The sequence below is a fragment of the Embleya sp. NPDC127516 genome (genome assembly GCF_044765325.1).
Lineage (GTDB): Bacteria > Actinomycetota > Actinomycetes > Streptomycetales > Streptomycetaceae > Embleya.
In genome coordinates, this window is sequence record NZ_JBIWJT010000003.1 from 445,184 (window position 1) to 460,153 (window position 14,970).

The following is a 14,970-nucleotide window of genomic DNA, read 5'->3' on the forward strand; positions in this document are numbered from 1 at the left end:
TGGCGCCGCACCGCCGCACCGATGCATCGCCGCGCCGCCGCACCGACGCGCGCCATCCCTAGGACCGGCGAGGCCGGACCTCAGCCCGCGCCGAAGGACTCAGCTCACATCCGCCCGGCGGTGGTGGTGGATCTCGGTCGGCACCGCGGGCGTGGCGTGCGCGCCCGCGCCGTGGCGCAGCAGCCAGGCGGTGGCCTCGTCGCTCGGCAGCGCCTTGGACATCAGCCAGCCCTGGGCCGCGTCGCAGCCCAGTTCGCGCAGACGCTGGTAGGTGGCCTCGTCTTCGACGCCCTCGGCGACCACGCGCAAACCCAGCGAGTGGGCGAGTTGCACGATCGAGCAGACGATCGCGGCGTCCTCCTCGTTCATGGTCAGGCGGGCCACGAACGACCGGTCGATCTTGATCTCGCTCACCGGGATGTGCCGCAGGTGCACGAGCGAGGAGTAGCCGGTGCCGAAGTCGTCCAGAGACAGCCGCACACCCAACCGGCGCAGCGCGTCCAGCGATTCGGCGGCCCGCTGCGGTTCCTCCAGGAGCACCCGTTCGGTGATCTCCAACTGCAACGCGCCCGCCGCGACCCCGTGTTCGTGCAACCCGGCCGCCACCGAGTCGGCGAACGAGGGCACATGGATGTCGCGCGCGGAGATGTTCACCGCGACCGGGACGTCGATGCCCTCCGCGTGCCAACGCGCCACCTGGTCCAGCGCGACGTCCACCACGTAGCGGGTGAGTCGGGGCATCAGCCCGGTCTGTTCGGCCAGTAGTACGAACTCCTCGGGCGAGACCTGACCCCGGGTCGGATGCCGCCAGCGCACCAGCGCCTCGCAGCCGTCCACCCGACCGTCGGCCAGCCGAATCTTCGGCTGGTAATGCAACTCGACCTCGTGGTTGTCCAGGGCCCGCCGCAGGTCACCGAGCAGCAGCAGCTTGTCCCGGGTGTTCACGTCGCGCGAGTCGTCGTACAGCTCCACGCCGCTGCGCGAGCGCTTGGCCAAGTACATCGCCACGTCGGCGAATTGCAGCAGTCCCAGCACGTCGGAGGCGTGATCCGGGAAGATCGCGACGCCGACGCTGGCCTCGACGTCCAGCGTCAACTCGTCCAGGTCGAACGGCTCGCCGAGGCGATCGACGATGCGATGGGCGAGCCCGAGGACCACCTCCTGCGCGGTCTGCCGATCCGCGCCCATGTCCAATCCCGGGAGGAGCAGGGCGAATTCGTCGCCGCCGAGGCGGGCCACCGTGTCCCCGGGGCGGACCAGCGTTTCCAGGCGCGCGCCGACCTGCTGCAACAGCCGGTCGCCGGCGACGTGTCCGAGCGTGTCGTTGACCTCGTGGAAGCGGTGCAGGTCGAGCAGGAGCAGGGCGACCCGGCCACCTCGGCCGCCGGCCCGGCCCAGCGCCTCCTCGCCGCGCTCCAGCAACAACCGCCGGTTCGGCAGGCCGGTGAGCGCGTCGTGCCGCGACTCCTGCTCACGGTCGAAACGCACCATCGTGCTGCGGTAGAGGGTGTGCAGCGGGACCACGAACAGCGGTAGCAGCCAGGGCTGTTCCGCGGCCACGACGGCGATCAGCGGGGACAGGCCGATCAGCGCTCCGTGCGAGACCACCCGTTGCCGCAACTCGGCGCGCACGAGCGTGAACACACTCGTCCCGCGCCAACTCGCCCGGGCCAGCCACCCGGACGTCTGCGACACGGCCGCCATCGCGAGTCCGGCCAGCGCGACCACGGGAAAGTCCACCACGCTCAGCCCGCGTGCCTCGTCCGGACCGGGTTCGATGCCGAACAGCCCGAGCACCACGTCGGCGGCGATGAAGGAGAGTACGTAGTGGCCCATGGTGTAGCCCACCCGCCACCACGAATCGCCTCTGAGCAGGCCGGAGACCAGGACCGGAACGGCCTGCCACAGCGCGGCGACCTGCCACCCGTGCACGAGCAGCAGGCCGAACGTGATGGCGATCGACGGCATGGCGCCGGGGATGTACAACCCCCGGCGCGTGAGCGCCGTGTACACGCCGTCGATCGACACCAACGCGAGCATGATCCACACGCCGGGTGTCAGCGGGACCGGACAGTGACCGTCTGCCAGGGCGATCGTGGGTGGTACGACGAGTGCGAACACGCCGACCAGTGCGACCAACCCGGTGTGGATGAAGAACGCGCGTGGTCGCGCCAGTCGCGACAGGTCCGTCCTGCCGATCCGACCCATGCGCCTGCTCCCTGCGGCCTCGTCGGGCGGCATCCCGGGCGCCGGGACGGGTACGCCTGTGGGGCACCGAGCCCGCCGGGTGGGCAAGCTCCCGCCCAGGGTAGGTCGTTCCGGCATCGCTAGGGAGGGTTATCAGCCGGCACGCTCGGCCACCCACGCACGGGCCGCTTCGGGCCCGTCGGCCAAGAGCACCGCGAAGCCCTCGTCGTCGAGGATCGGCAGCCCCAGTTGCACGGCCTTGTCGTATTTGGAGCCGGGATTGTCGCCGACAACCACGAAGTCGGTCTTCTTCGAGACCGAACCCGTCACCTTGGCGCCGAGCTGCTCCAGGGCCTCCTTGGAGCTGTCCCGGGTGAATCCGACAAGCGTTCCGGTGACGACCGTCACAATTCCGTCAAGCGGGCCGGGAGCCTTCTCCTCGTCCGAACCCTCCTCGGCGAGCCGTACGCCGGCGGCGCGCCACTTCTCGATGATCTCGCGGTGCCACTCCTCGGCGAACCACTCGGTGACCGCCTTGGCGATGATCGGGCCGACACCGTCGACCGCCGCGATCTCCTCCTCGGAGGCCGCCGCGAGCCGATCGAGGTCGTGGAAGCCGCTGGTGATGGCCCGGGCGGTGGTGTCGCTGACGTGTCGGATGGACAGTGCCGTCAGGATGCGCCACAGCGGCTGGGTCTTGGCCTTCTCCAGACCCTCGAGCAGCGTGGCGACGGTCTGCTTGGGTTCGCCCTTCTGGTTGGCGAAGAAGGTCACGACCTTCGGCTCGCCGGTCTTCTCGTCGATCTTGGGCATGCCGGTCCGTTGTTCGCGGACGACCACCTTGATCGGCAACAACTGCTCCACCGTCAGCGAGAACAGATCGCCCTCGTTCACCACGGGCGGTACGGCCGGCTCCAACGGTTGGGTCAGCGCGGTCGCCGCGACGTAGCCCATGCCGTCGATGTCGAGCGCCTTGCGGCCGGCGAGATAGAACAGGCGCTCACGCAACTGCGCCGGGCACGAACGAGCGTTCGGGCAACGTACGTCGATGTCGCCCTCCTTCATCGCTCGCAACGCGGTGCCGCACTCCGGACATTCGGTCGGCATCACGAACTCGCGGGCGTCCGCGGGGCGCAGGTCGGCGACCGGGCCGAGGATCTCCGGGATCACGTCACCCGCCTTGCGCAGCACCACGGTGTCGCCGATCCAGACGCCCTTGGCCTTGACCACGTTCTGGTTGTGCAGCGTCGCGTACGCCACCACCGATCCCGCCACCGCCACCGGCTCCATCACCGCGTACGGCGTCACCCGGCCCGTGCGGCCGACGCCCACCTCGATGTCGAGCAGCTTGGTGTTGACCTCCTGGGGCGGGTACTTGAACGCGATCGCCCACCGGGGAGCCTTCGACGTCGCGCCGAGCCGGCCCTGGATCGGGATCTCGTCGACCTTGATCACGATGCCGTCGATCTCGTGCTCGACCGAGTTGCGGTGCTCGCCGAAGTAGCGGACGAACTCCTTCACTTCCTCGATCGTGTCGACCACCTTGTTGTGCTGCGCGGTCGGCAGCCCCCACGCGTGCAGGCGCTCGTACGCGTGCGACTGACAGTCGATGTCGAAGCCCCGACGGGCGCCGATGCCGTGCACGATCATGTGCAGCGGGCGGGACGCGGTCACCCGGGGGTCCTTCTGCCGCAACGATCCGGCAGCGGCGTTGCGCGGGTTGGCGAACGGCTTCTCGCCGGCCTCGACCAGGCGCGCGTTCAGCTCGTCGAACTTCTCGATCGGGAAGAACACCTCGCCCCGGATCTCGACCAACTCGGGTACGTCGTGGCCGCCGTCGTCGCGCAACCTCGTCGGGATCTCGGCGATCGTGCGGATGTTCGGTGTGACGTCCTCACCGGTGCGGCCGTCGCCGCGCGTCAGCGCGCGCACCAGCCGACCGTTCTCATACAGGAGGTTGATCGCCAACCCGTCGATCTTCAGCTCGCACAGATAGTGGAACGACCCCGTCCCCAACTCGCGGGTGAGCCGGTCGTCCCACTCGTCGAGCTCGTCCTCGTTCATCGCGTTGTCGAGGCTGAGCAGGCGTTCCAGGTGGTCCACCGAGGTGAAGTCGGTCGAGTACGTGCCGCCCACCTTCTGGGTCGGCGAATCCGGCGTGCGCAGCGCCGGATACTCCTCCTCGATCGCCTCCAGCTCCCGCATCAGCGCGTCGAACTCGCCGTCGCTGACCACCGGCGCGTCCTTCACGTAGTAGCGGAAGCGGTGCTCCTCCAGCTCACGGGCGAGGGTCGCGGCGCGTTCGCGCACCTCGGCCGGGATCTCGTCCACTCCGGTCGTCGCACCAGCCACGTCGTCGCCCTCCAGCGCCACCAGTTCGAATGAGGTTCGCGGCGTCCCGCGGGCGGTCGCCGAGGCGCGCCGCCGCGTTTCGCTACATGGCGCCTTCGGGGTCGTCCCGAAGCACCCGGCCGGCAGCCACGCTGTGGGACAGAGCGGCCCGGGCGTACGCCGGAGAGGCACCGGCGAGGCCACACGTGGGGGTCACCACGACGGCTTCGGCCAGGGACTCCGGCGGGAAACCGAGCCTGTTCCACAACGTTCCGACAGACCTGACGGTACCGGGCGGGTCGGACAGTGGACGCGCTCCCACACCGGGCTTGACCTCGGACGCGTCGCTCTCCGGAGGCAGACTCGGCACCACGCCGGCGAAGAGCCGGAAGCCGGCCTCGACCGCCTCGCCGATCGATTCGTCCTGGGACCGCCGAAGCAGCGAGACGTCGAGCGAGACGCCCGCCGCGCCGGCCTGGCGCAGCAGCGTGATCGGCGTGCCGGGCGCGCAGCAGTGCACGATCGTCGGCACACCCGCGCCCGCGATCACGTCCCGCAGGGTGTCGCGGACCACCGCCTTGTCCACGGCGCGCAGCCGGCCGAAGCCGCTCGCGGTCGGCACGTCGCCGGCGATCACGCCGGGCAGCGCGGGCTCGTCCAGTTGCAGCACCAGGTCGGCGCCGGGGATCCGCCGGGCCACCTCCGACACGTGCAGCCGGATGCCCTCGGTGAGTGACACGGCCAGGTCCCGGCACGCCCCCGGATCGGCCAACGCCTTGTCGCCGTAGGTCAGTTCGATCGTGGCGGCGAGCGTCCACGGGCCCGCGACCTGGAGCTTGAGCGGACCGGTCCAGCCCTGGGTGAACTCCTCCAGGGCGTCCAAGTCCTGGCCCAGGTACGAGCGGGCCCGGCGGTGGTCGCGCCCGGGGCGGTCCACGAAGCGCCACCCGGAGGGCTGTACGTCGGTGTAGAGGTCGACGAGCATCCCGGCCGAGCGGCCGGTCAGGTCGGCGCCCGGACCGCGAGCGGGCAGCTCGGGCAGGTGCGGCAGGTCGGTCAGCAGACCGAGCACCATCTTGACGGTCTCGCGGATGTCCTCGCCGGGCATGGAACCGACCCCGGTGGCGCTGCCGGGTGGCCGGGGAGAAGTACGTTCTGGGGTGTCCACGCCCGGAAGCTTAGTTCGAGGCGGCTCGTGTGCCGCCGGCCGGCGCGGCGGTGTCCGGTGTGGTGTCCGGCGCGCCGGGTCGGGCCGGTGCGTCGGCGGCCGAGCGCAGCGGGACCTCGCGGACGAACCAGGACAAGGCGAACGCGAGCGCGGACAGGATCGCCAGTCCGATCGCCACGCCGTGCAGACCGCCGGTGACCGCCGTGTGGAAGGCGTCCCGCGTGGCGGCGGGCAACTCGCGCAACGCGGCGGGGGTCGGGTCGCCTCCGCCGGCGTGCTCCGGTCCCAGGCCGGCCTCGAAGCGGTGCGCGTACACCGCGCCGAGCAGCGCGACGCCGAGCGAGCCGCCGATCGTCCGGGCGAGCGTCGCGGTACCGCTCGCCGCGCCCAGGTCGCGCGGGTCGGCGCTGTTCATGGTGATCAGGATCGTGCTCTGCATCACGAAGCCCACGCCCACCCCGATCACCAGGGTCAGCGCCGAGGCCACGGCCGTGTTTGTGTGCACGCCCAGACCGAGCAGTACGAGCGCGCCGACGGTCATCACCGCACCGCCCAGGATCGGGTACACCCGGTAGCGACCGGTGCGGCTGATCAGTCGGCCGCTGGTGATCTGTACGCCGAGCATGCCGAACATCAGCGGCAGGAGCAGCAGCCCGCCCGCCGTGGGCGAGGCGCCTCGGACGAACTGCATGTACTGCGGGAGGTAGTTGCTCGCGGCCATCATCACCGCCCCGACCAGGAAGCCGAGCACCTGTGCGACGGCGAAGTTGCGATCGGCGAACAGCCGGGGCGGGATGATCGGTTCGGCCGCGCGGCGCTCGACCGGGACGAAGGCGGCCAGCGTGACGACGGTGAGCGCGGCCAGGCCGAGGATCTGCGGCGAGGTCCACGCGTACGTGGTGCCCGCCCAGCCGGCCAGCAGGGTCAGCGCGACGATCCCGATGGTCAGCAGCGCGGCGCCGGCGTAGTCGATCCGGGCCTTGATCCGCACGGTGTCGAGCCGGATGCCGAAGCCGACGATGGCGAGCGCGAGCACTCCGATCGGCACGTTGACGTAGAACGCCCAGCGCCAATCCAGGTGATCGGTGAGGAAGCCGCCCAGCAGCGGCCCGCCGATCAGCGCGATCGGCATGATCGCGCCGAACAGCGCCTGCACCCGGCCGCTGTCGCGCGGCGGTACGAGCACGCCGATCAGCGCGAACGCGCCGACCATCAGTCCGCCCGCGCCCAGTCCCTGGACGGCGCGGAAGGCGATCAACTCGTTCATGTCCCGGGCCATCCCGGAGAGCATCGAGCCGACCAGGAACACGCCGATCGAGGCCGTGAACACGCCCTTGCGACCGTAGAGGTCGCCGAGCTTGCCCCAGATCGGTGTGGTCGCGGCGGCGGCGAGCAGGTAGGCGGTCACCACCCAGGACAGCCGGTCCAAGCCGCCGAGGTCGCCGACGATGGTGGGCAGCGCGGTGCCCACGATGGTGCCGTCGAGCATGCCCAGGAACATGCCGAGGACCAGGCCGACGACGCCGAACGGGATTTTGCCGGGTGGGGTCTCGGATTCGTGTGACATGGCGCTTCCCTCGTGGCGGGTGGTCGGGTTCGAAGGCGTCGTCGGGTTCGGGGAGGGTCGTCGGGCTCGAAGGCCGTGGAGGAGTCAGGCCGCGTACGGGCGGACGGCCTTGGCGTCGCGCAGGGTGTGCGCCCACCACACGAGTTGGTCGAGCATGGTCTTCGCGGCGGCGTCCGAGGCCGGGTCGACGGCCTTGCCGTCGGCGTCGAACTTGTCCCAGTGGCCGTGGAAGCTGACCGTGTCCCGCACGGTGACCGCGTGCAGCTCGGCCAGCACGACCCGAAGCTGCTCGACCGCGCGCAGGCCGCCGGAGACCCCGCCGTAGGACACGAAGCCGACCGGCTTGGCGTGCCACTCCCGGTTGTGCCAGTCGATCGCGTTCTTCAGCGCGGCCGGGAAGCTGTGGTTGTACTCCGGCGTGACGATCACGAACGCGTCGGCGGCGGCCAGCCGGGGCGAAACCTCGGCGAGCAACTCGGCGGTGCCGGGTGCCGGCGGTTGCCCGAAGGCCGGGAACACGGTGGGCAGCGGGGTCTCGATCAGGTCGACGACGTCCACGGTCAGATCGTCGCGACCGGCGGCGTGGGCGCGGGTCCACTCGGCCACGATGGGCGCGAAACGGCCGTCCCGGGTGCTGCCGACGATGACCGCGAGGCGCAGGGGGGTGGTGGCGGGCATGCCGGCTCCTCGATGTTCTGTGTACAACGTATCTGTTGAAATACAACGTACACATGAGAGTGTACGACGTCCACTCTTGATACGTTGTACGCACAGCGGCAGTGCATCCGCGGCATCCGCCGTATCGCCGCGTCCACGCACTTCGGGAGGACCGCGCTCATGGCCGGGCAGAAGAAGAAGGCGGCACCGGCCGAAGCGGGGCCGGAGGCAGGGTCGGACACGGCGTCGGACGCGGGCGGCGAACCCCGGGTCTCGCTGTGGGAACGGCTGGAGAACCCGAGTCCCGCGCCGCGCACCGTGCTCACCCCGGCGCGGATCGCCGAGGTCGCGGTCGGGATCGCCGACGCCGAGGGCATCGACGCGGTGACGATGCGGCGACTGGCGACCGAACTGGGCGTCGCGCCGATGGCGGCCTATCGGTACGTGTCGGGCAAGGACGACCTGTTGGAGCTGATGGTCGACCGGGTCTACGGCGAACTGCCCGCGCCCGAGACCGGCGCGGGCTGGCGGGCGACGCTGCGGACGCTCGCGACGAACACCCGCGACATCGTCCTGCGGCATCCGTGGCTGGTGCTGTTGCCGTCGGCGCGCGCGGCGATCTCGCTCACCCCGAACCGGCTGGCGGTGGTCGAGTGGGGGATGGCCGCACTGGCCGAACTCGACCTTCCGCCGGACGAGTTGATGGTCGCGGTGGACACGGTCGGTGCGTTCGTTCAGGGCCGCACCGCTTCCGAGGTGGCCACCCGGCGGCTGATGGAGGTGCGGGGCGCCGCCGACGGCCACGCACTGCGAACGCAGCTCGCCCCGGAGATGACCTACCTGATGAACACGGGCCGCTACCCCACCTTCCACGCGTACCTCGGGGCCGCCCGGCGCAAGGACGATCCGCGCTGGCAATTCGAAACCGCCCTCGACTGCATCCTCGACGGCCTCGCCACCCGCCTGGGCATCTGACCTCGCGAGACGGGTTCGTCATGTACTGCATGTACATCTGATACATTCGTGACATGAGTGAGCCCGTGATTGCCTCCATGGCCGAGGTCCGCAGCCACCTCGCGGACGTCCTCGATCGCGCTCGGCGGGACGAGACGCCGACGATCATCACGCGACGGGGGAGGGAGGAGGCCATCGTGATCGATATCCACGAGTACCAACGCCTGCGGCAGCTCGCGGACCGAGTCGAGGACTCCTGGCTCAACACGCTGGCGGACGAGTCGGAATCCGAGGGCGTCGAAGGGTCGGTTTCCCTCGAGGAGATGGCCGCCCTGCTCCGGGCCCAACAGGGCTGATTCCGCATGGGTTACGTCACGCGGTTCACCCCGCATGCCCAGCGGGATCTGCTCAAGATTCCCCGTCCCGACGCCGTGCGGATCCTCCGTCGCCTGACGGAACTGCAGAGGGCGATGGACGAGGGGGACACCGCGGCCTTCGACATCAAAGCCCTACAGGGGCACAGTTCGCGATGGCGTCTCCGCGTCGGGGACTACCGGGTCGTGTACACCGTCGAACATGGCCAACTGATCGTATGGGTAATGGTCGTCGGCAATCGCTGCGACGTCTACCGCGGCCGGTAGGGCGGCCCGAAGCCGCGTCACGGCCCGTGGTGGCGACAACCGGCTCAGGCGACCTCGCGAGGCGCCAGCCGGAGTGCGTCCACCGCCATCCTGGCGGCCGTTCCGATCACCGCGTCGGCGGCCGGGAGTGCCGCGGACGTGTCGGCGGACCGGGTGCAGATCGCGATCGCGTACCGGCCGCCGTCCGGATACTCGACCACCCCCGCCTCGTGCCGCAGCGTGGGCAACGTCCCGGTCTTCCCGGACACCCGCACGTCGTCGAACGGGAAGCCGGACGCCATCCGATGCGACCACGCCTGAAGGCCGAGCACCCGTCGCAGCCCCACCCCGTATTCGCCGGTACACGCCTCGTCCCGCCAGATCGCGCCCAGCAACCGGGTCAGGTCACGCGGCGTACCCCGGTTGGACCGGCTCGGGTCCAGCGCCCGCAGCCGGGCCACCACGGTCGGGTCGACCAGCGCGGCCGGGCCGCCCGGCCCCGCGTCCGCCCGCAGACCGGCGTACATCTCGCGCAGGGGCTCGATCGCCACCGTGCGGGTCAGGCCCAGTTCGAGCATCGTCGCGTTGACCGTGTCCAGGCCCAGGGTGTCCCACAACGCGTCGGCCGCCGCGTTGTCGCTCACCGCGACCGCGAGCGACGCGAGGTCGCGCAGCGACATGGTGACCGGGTCCAGCATCGCGGCCACGCCGGTCCCGCCCGGACTGCGCGCCGCGCCCGCGGGCAGCTCGATCCGCTCGGTCAGCTCGACCCGACCGGCCGCCGCCTCCCGGAACAGCGTGGTGACCAGACACAGCTTGTGCAGGCTCGCCGTGCTGTACAGCGTGTCCGCGCCCAGATCGACTTCGGCGCCGGTGTCGATGTCGACCGCGTGCAGCACACCGCTCACCCCCGCGTCGGCGAACGCGTCGGCGATCCGAGCCCGCGCGGCACGCCGTCGGCCGCCGTGCGAGCCGTGCGAGCCAGGCGCGGATCCGGGCCGGGTCACAGCGGGAACTCCGAGGCCGGACGCGGAAAGAGCGGCCGCCCGGGATGATCGGCCAGGACACCGGCATGCCGCCGCAGCGCCGCGTGCGCGGTCTCGGCGAACGCGCGTACGGCCGGCCCGTCGGTGCCCCGCGGCCACGCCGTCGAGGTCCGCCACGCGAGCGGCCCGCCCGCCAACGGGCGCCACACCGTGCCCGGCTCGGGCGCGGTCTGCGGGACCAGCGCCACCGCCGCGCCGGACAACACCAGGGCCCGGGCGAAGTCGCCGCCGGGCACGTCGTGCACGACCGCCGGCGTACACCCGTGTCGGGCACACGCGGTCAGCGTCTCGTCGTACAGCGCCGGGGCGAACTCTCGCGGGAACAGCACCAACTCACACCCCGTCAGGTCGGCGAGCGCGACCTCGGTCGGGGTCGCGAGCGGATCGTCGGCGGCCAACAGCACGCCGAGCGGTTGACGCAGCATCGGGCCCACCTCCAGGTCGGCCACCGCGCACGGATGCCGGACCACGCCGACGTCCAGGGTGCCGGCCGCCAACTCACGCAACTGCCGGGTGGTGGTCAGCTCGCGCAACTCCAAAGCGCCGCCCGGCGAACGCTCTCGGAAGCCGGTCAGGATCGCCGCAACCGCCGCACCACCGAGATCGGGCGGGACCGCCGCGCGGATCGCACCGGTGGTCCCACCGCGCAGCCCGGCCACCGCGGCACCGAGCCGGTCGGCGGCGCCGAGCAGCTCGCCCGCCTCGGCCAGCACGACCCGGCCCGCCGGGGTCAGCACGACGCCTCGGCTGTTCCGGTCGAACAGGCGCACGCCGAGTTCGCGCTCCAGCCGCTGGATCCGCTGGGACAACGACGGCTGAGCCATGCGCAGGCGCTCGGCGGCCCGGCCGACATGTCCTTCCTCCGCGACGGTCCGGAAGTACCGGAGATGTCGGAGCAGGTCCATGGCCGGCGATGATAGCCGTCCGACTATCGCTCCCGGCCCGATCACGATCCCGGAGCGGGCGGGCGACTCGCGCCCGAGGGCGGTACCGACCCGACCGGTGGGCGGCGCCGATCCGACGCCGAGCCGCTTCGGCCGACACAACGCGGGGCCCGCTCGGATCCGTCCCGAACGAGCCCTGCGTCGTGCGACCGGGCCCCGCGTCCTGCGCCGACGTCAGGTTCCGAAGGCCAACCCCACACTTCGACCTATCTCGCGCCGCTGGAGGTAGAAACAGGCCTTGTGCGGCTCCGCGCCGTGTTCGCCCGTGTATCCACCACGCAGCACCGGCCCGCCCTCCGCGGGAACCGGGAACATCCGTGACAGGGTGGGATCGGCCGCCACGAGGTCGTCGCGGTCGGCCAGGTTCACCCAGTTCTCCACGAACGCCGGCGGCTGCGCGGGCTGCGGTCGCACCCACGAGTCGACGACGGTGTCCGGGCCCAGCGGCGACCCGAGCGTGATCAACAGCGGCAGTGGTCTGCGCAGCCGGTGCGCGAGTTCGTAGGCGACCACCGCACCGAGCGAGTGCCCGATCACCACCTTGGTGTCGAAGCCGATCTCGGCGCCGACCCGATCCAGCACCCGATTGCGGGTCTGATCATCCGTCAGGTAGCGGGTGAGCTGGGTCAGCGCCTTGTTCACGAAGCCGCCGGCCGAGCCCGGGCCGTCGGCGGCGAACCAGCGCAGCCCGGCCAGTCCGCAAGTGGGGGAGAGCACGACGGTGCGCCCCGTCTCCCCCGGCCCGCCCTCCAGGCGGGCGATCTCCCGTGCCGCACGCTGTCGTTCCGGCGGGACCGAGCCGCGAACCGCGGCGCGATCCAGCCATTCGCGACCTATGCGCGCGGTCACCTCGTGCTGGATGTCCTCGTCGATCATCTCGCCCTGCGACGGGTGCCGGCGGAGCAGGTCACCATAGAACGCCATCCGCGCGTCGATTCCGCGACGGGTGTGGCGGTACTTCCACAGCCGGTCCGCGACCTCGGGAAACCCCGCTGCCTTCACTCCCCGGGCCAGACGTGGGACCCACTCCTCCTCGAGTGTGTGGGCCGACCTGTATTCCTGCGCGATCCCGTGTACCAGCACGATGGCGGCCATCGTGTCCCCTCCCAAGCCCCGAGTCCTTGACGAGCGCGCTCTCGGACGCCGGGCCCAAGAGTTGTGCGAAGGGCCGATCGACGCGGGGGGACGCAGACCGGAGAGTGGCTTCGCAAGGTTCTCTTACCCAGTCGGTAACGGAAGTTGGCATTTGAGTGAAGTTACTTCCGGGTTGTTCGACGAGATGTGCCATCCGGCCGGAATTATTCGCACCCGGGGTACCGCCGGCTCGGGGCCGGCGGGCGGGTCGCGAGGCGCCGGCGGGCCGCGCCGATGTCGGCCATCGGGCCAATAGACTGGCCTGCATCACACCCGTCAAACCGAAGGAACCCGCTGCATGCCTGGCATCACGCGCGAGGAGGTCGCCCACCTCGCCCGGCTGTCGCGGCTGGAGCTCGGGGCCGAGGAGCTTGATCACCTCGCCGCGCAGCTCGACGACATCATCGGCGCGGTCGCCCGCGTCGCCGAGGTCGCAGCCGACGACATCCCGCCGACCTCGCACCCGCTGCCGCTGACCAACGTCATGCGGCCGGACGTCATCCGCCCCGGGCTCACCGCCGAGGAGGCGCTGTCCGGTGCGCCGGCCGCCGAAGAGCAGCGTTTCCGGGTGCCCCGCATCCTGGGAGAGGAGTGACGGCCATGACCGAGACCATTCGCTGGACCGCGGCCGAGACCGCCTCCGCCATCGCCGACGGCAAGGTCACCGCCGTCGAGGTCGCCCAGGCCCACCTGGACCGCATCGAGGCCGTCGACGCCAAGGTGCACGCGTTCCTGCACGTGGACGCGGACGGCGCGCTCGCCGCCGCCAAGGCCGTCGACGACGCCCGCGCGCGCGGCGACAAGCTCGGCCCGCTGGCCGGTGTGCCGCTCGCGCTCAAGGACGTGTTCACCACCAAGGGCGTGCCGACCACCTGCGGGTCGAAGATGCTCGAGGGCTGGAAGCCGCCGTACGACGCGACGTTGACCCGCCGGCTCAAGGACGCGGGCGTGGTCATCCTCGGCAAGACCAACATGGACGAGTTCGCGATGGGCTCCTCCACCGAGAACTCCGCGTACGGCCCGACCGGCAACCCGTGGGATCCGACCCGGGTCCCGGGCGGCTCCGGCGGTGGCTCGGCCGCCGCCATCGCGTCCTTCCAGGCGCCGCTGGCGATCGGCACGGACACCGGCGGCTCGATCCGCCAGCCCGCCGCGCTCACCGGCACGGTCGGCGTCAAGCCCACCTACGGCGGCGTCTCCCGCTACGGCCTGGTGGCCTTCTCGTCCTCGCTCGACCAGGGCGGCCCGTGCGCGCGCACGGTGCTCGACGCCGCGCTGCTGCACGAGGCGATCGCCGGGCACGACCCGCTCGACTCGACCTCGATCGACGCGCCGGTGCCGAACGTGGTCGAGGCCGCGCGCAGCGGCAGCGTCCGCGGCCTGCGGATCGGCGTGGTCAAGGAGTTCGGCGGCGAGGGCTATCAGGCGGGCGTGCTGGCGCGCTTCGCCGACGCGGTCGAGCTGCTGCGCGAACTCGGCGCGGAGATCGTCGAGATCTCCTGCCCGAACTTCACCTACGCGATGCCCGCGTACTACCTGATCGCGCCCTCCGAGGCGTCGTCCAACCTGGCCCGCTTCGACGCGATGCGCTACGGGCTGCGGGTCGGCGACGACGGCGAACACTCGGCCGAGGAGGTCATGTCGCTGACCCGCGAGGCCGGCTTCGGCGCCGAGGTCAAGCGCCGGATCATGCTCGGTACGTACGCGCTGTCGTCCGGTTACTACGACGCCTACTACGGCCAGGCACAAAAGGTCCGCACGCTCATCACGCGTGACTTCGAGGCCGCGTTCGGGCAGGTGGACGTGCTGATCTCGCCGACCACGCCGACCACCGCGTTCCCGATCGGCGAGCGTGCGGACGACCCGATGGCGATGTACCTCGCGGACCTGTGCACCATTCCGTCCAACCTCGCGGGCAACGCCGCGATGTCGCTGCCGTGCGGCCTCGCGGACGAGGACGGCCTGCCGGTCGGCCTCCAGATCATCGCGCCGGCCATGGCCGACGATCGGCTGTACCGGGTGGGCGCCGCCGTGGAGGCCGCCTACCTGTCCCGCTGGGGTGCCCCGCTGCTCGACCGCGCACCCGCGCTCTGACTTTCCGAGGAGTCGATATGGCCAAGAAGAAGAAAGCCCCCAAGAGCAACGTCGCCAAGGTCTTCAGCGTCGGCATGCAGCTCTTCGGCGCGATCGGCGTGCTCAAGCAGATCAAGGAGGCCCGCGGCAAGAACGACAAGCTGGAGCTGGCCGACGCGGTGATCAGCGCCGCCGCCGTGGTCACCGGCTTCGCGCTGCTGATCCGCGCGATGCGCGAGGTCGAGGAAGAGCTGACGGAGGCCGACGCCCTGTGAGTACCACCAGCCTG

General features: G+C 71.1%; 14 protein-coding genes. 6 read left to right on the forward strand and 8 right to left on the reverse strand.

What is annotated here, in order from left to right; translation table 11 throughout:
- Positions 1–99: 99 nt before the first annotated feature.
- From ACIRL2_RS07210 to ACIRL2_RS07230, 5 genes are all read right to left on the reverse strand, one after another.
- On the reverse strand, positions 100–2,208 hold the full coding sequence (locus ACIRL2_RS07210) for a putative bifunctional diguanylate cyclase/phosphodiesterase (RefSeq protein WP_402230723.1): 2,109 nt from the start codon (positions 2,206–2,208) through the stop codon (positions 100–102).
- A 132-nt stretch (positions 2,209–2,340) separates the two neighbouring features.
- Positions 2,341–4,539, reverse strand: a complete 2,199-nt coding sequence (gene ligA, locus ACIRL2_RS07215) for an NAD-dependent DNA ligase LigA (protein ID WP_402230726.1) — start codon at positions 4,537–4,539, stop codon at positions 2,341–2,343.
- Between the two features lie 82 nt (positions 4,540–4,621).
- Positions 4,622–5,626, reverse strand: a complete 1,005-nt coding sequence (locus tag ACIRL2_RS07220) for a methionine synthase (RefSeq protein WP_402230861.1) — start codon at positions 5,624–5,626, stop codon at positions 4,622–4,624.
- Between the two features lie 70 nt (positions 5,627–5,696).
- Complete coding sequence (locus tag ACIRL2_RS07225; RefSeq protein WP_402230728.1) at positions 5,697–7,253, reverse strand: MDR family MFS transporter; 1,557 nt, start codon at positions 7,251–7,253, stop codon at positions 5,697–5,699.
- An 84-nt stretch (positions 7,254–7,337) separates the two neighbouring features.
- Complete coding sequence (locus ACIRL2_RS07230; protein WP_395873404.1) at positions 7,338–7,931, reverse strand: NADPH-dependent FMN reductase; 594 nt, start codon at positions 7,929–7,931, stop codon at positions 7,338–7,340.
- An 84-nt stretch (positions 7,932–8,015) separates the two neighbouring features.
- Between ACIRL2_RS07230 and ACIRL2_RS07235 the strand changes: the two genes are divergently transcribed.
- Genes ACIRL2_RS07235 through ACIRL2_RS07245 form a run of 3 tightly spaced genes read left to right on the forward strand, consistent with a single transcriptional unit; the run spans position 8,016 to position 9,505 of the window.
- Entirely contained in the window at positions 8,016–8,885 is an 870-nt protein-coding gene (locus ACIRL2_RS07235; protein WP_402230731.1) for a TetR/AcrR family transcriptional regulator, read from the forward strand.
- 53 nt (positions 8,886–8,938) lie between these two features.
- Complete coding sequence (locus ACIRL2_RS07240) at positions 8,939–9,220, forward strand: type II toxin-antitoxin system Phd/YefM family antitoxin (RefSeq protein ID WP_395873402.1); 282 nt, start codon at positions 8,939–8,941, stop codon at positions 9,218–9,220.
- 6 nt (positions 9,221–9,226) lie between these two features.
- Positions 9,227–9,505, forward strand: a complete 279-nt coding sequence (locus ACIRL2_RS07245; protein ID WP_402230734.1) for a type II toxin-antitoxin system RelE/ParE family toxin — start codon at positions 9,227–9,229, stop codon at positions 9,503–9,505.
- Positions 9,506–9,549: 44 nt separating this feature from the next.
- Here the strand turns inward: ACIRL2_RS07245 and ACIRL2_RS07250 are convergent, their stop codons facing one another.
- The 3 genes from ACIRL2_RS07250 to ACIRL2_RS07260 all read right to left on the reverse strand — a co-directional run bounded on the left by ACIRL2_RS07250 (position 9,550) and on the right by ACIRL2_RS07260 (position 12,569).
- Positions 9,550–10,419, reverse strand: coding sequence for a serine hydrolase (locus ACIRL2_RS07250; protein ID WP_395873465.1), 870 nt, complete (start codon positions 10,417–10,419; stop codon positions 9,550–9,552).
- A gap of 68 nt (positions 10,420–10,487) precedes the next feature.
- The gene (locus tag ACIRL2_RS07255; protein ID WP_395873400.1) at positions 10,488–11,435 is read right to left on the reverse strand and encodes a LysR family transcriptional regulator; all 948 of its coding nucleotides are present in this window, start codon (positions 11,433–11,435) and stop codon (positions 10,488–10,490) included.
- Positions 11,436–11,648: 213 nt separating this feature from the next.
- Complete coding sequence (locus ACIRL2_RS07260; protein WP_395873399.1) at positions 11,649–12,569, reverse strand: alpha/beta fold hydrolase; 921 nt, start codon at positions 12,567–12,569, stop codon at positions 11,649–11,651.
- 337 nt (positions 12,570–12,906) lie between these two features.
- Between ACIRL2_RS07260 and gatC the strand changes: the two genes are divergently transcribed.
- From gatC to ACIRL2_RS07275, 3 genes are read left to right on the forward strand one after another with little or no spacing between them, the layout of a single operon-like run.
- Positions 12,907–13,203: an Asp-tRNA(Asn)/Glu-tRNA(Gln) amidotransferase subunit GatC gene (gene gatC / locus ACIRL2_RS07265; protein WP_395873398.1), complete on the forward strand. Its 297-nt coding sequence runs from the start codon at positions 12,907–12,909 to the stop codon at positions 13,201–13,203.
- A gap of 5 nt (positions 13,204–13,208) precedes the next feature.
- Positions 13,209–14,702 carry an Asp-tRNA(Asn)/Glu-tRNA(Gln) amidotransferase subunit GatA gene (gene gatA, locus ACIRL2_RS07270; RefSeq protein ID WP_395873397.1) on the forward strand — a complete coding sequence of 498 codons (1,494 nt, stop codon included), beginning with the start codon at positions 13,209–13,211 and terminating at the stop codon, positions 14,700–14,702.
- 17 nt (positions 14,703–14,719) lie between these two features.
- Entirely contained in the window at positions 14,720–14,956 is a 237-nt protein-coding gene (locus ACIRL2_RS07275; protein WP_395873396.1) for a hypothetical protein, read from the forward strand.
- Positions 14,957–14,970: the final 14 nt, after the last annotated feature.

What these genes read in the sequence shown, in the direction of transcription:
- ACIRL2_RS07210 (WP_402230723.1), bottom strand. Translation starts at nt 2,208, where the DNA reads ATGGGTCGGATCGGCAGGACGGACCTGTCGCGACTGGCGCGACCACGC.
- ACIRL2_RS07220 (WP_402230861.1), bottom strand. Translation starts at nt 5,626, where the DNA reads ATGCCCGGCGAGGACATCCGCGAGACCGTCAAGATGGTGCTCGGTCTG.
- ACIRL2_RS07225 (WP_402230728.1), bottom strand. Translation starts at nt 7,253, where the DNA reads ATGTCACACGAATCCGAGACCCCACCCGGCAAAATCCCGTTCGGCGTC.
- ACIRL2_RS07230 (WP_395873404.1), bottom strand. Translation starts at nt 7,931, where the DNA reads ATGCCCGCCACCACCCCCCTGCGCCTCGCGGTCATCGTCGGCAGCACC.
- ACIRL2_RS07240 (WP_395873402.1), top strand. Translation starts at nt 8,939, where the DNA reads ATGAGTGAGCCCGTGATTGCCTCCATGGCCGAGGTCCGCAGCCACCTC.
- ACIRL2_RS07245 (WP_402230734.1), top strand. Translation starts at nt 9,227, where the DNA reads ATGGGTTACGTCACGCGGTTCACCCCGCATGCCCAGCGGGATCTGCTC.
- ACIRL2_RS07255 (WP_395873400.1), bottom strand. Translation starts at nt 11,435, where the DNA reads ATGGACCTGCTCCGACATCTCCGGTACTTCCGGACCGTCGCGGAGGAA.
- ACIRL2_RS07260 (WP_395873399.1), bottom strand. Translation starts at nt 12,569, where the DNA reads ATGGCCGCCATCGTGCTGGTACACGGGATCGCGCAGGAATACAGGTCG.
- gatC (WP_395873398.1), top strand. Translation starts at nt 12,907, where the DNA reads ATGCCTGGCATCACGCGCGAGGAGGTCGCCCACCTCGCCCGGCTGTCG.
- gatA (WP_395873397.1), top strand. Translation starts at nt 13,209, where the DNA reads ATGACCGAGACCATTCGCTGGACCGCGGCCGAGACCGCCTCCGCCATC.
- ACIRL2_RS07275 (WP_395873396.1), top strand. Translation starts at nt 14,720, where the DNA reads ATGGCCAAGAAGAAGAAAGCCCCCAAGAGCAACGTCGCCAAGGTCTTC.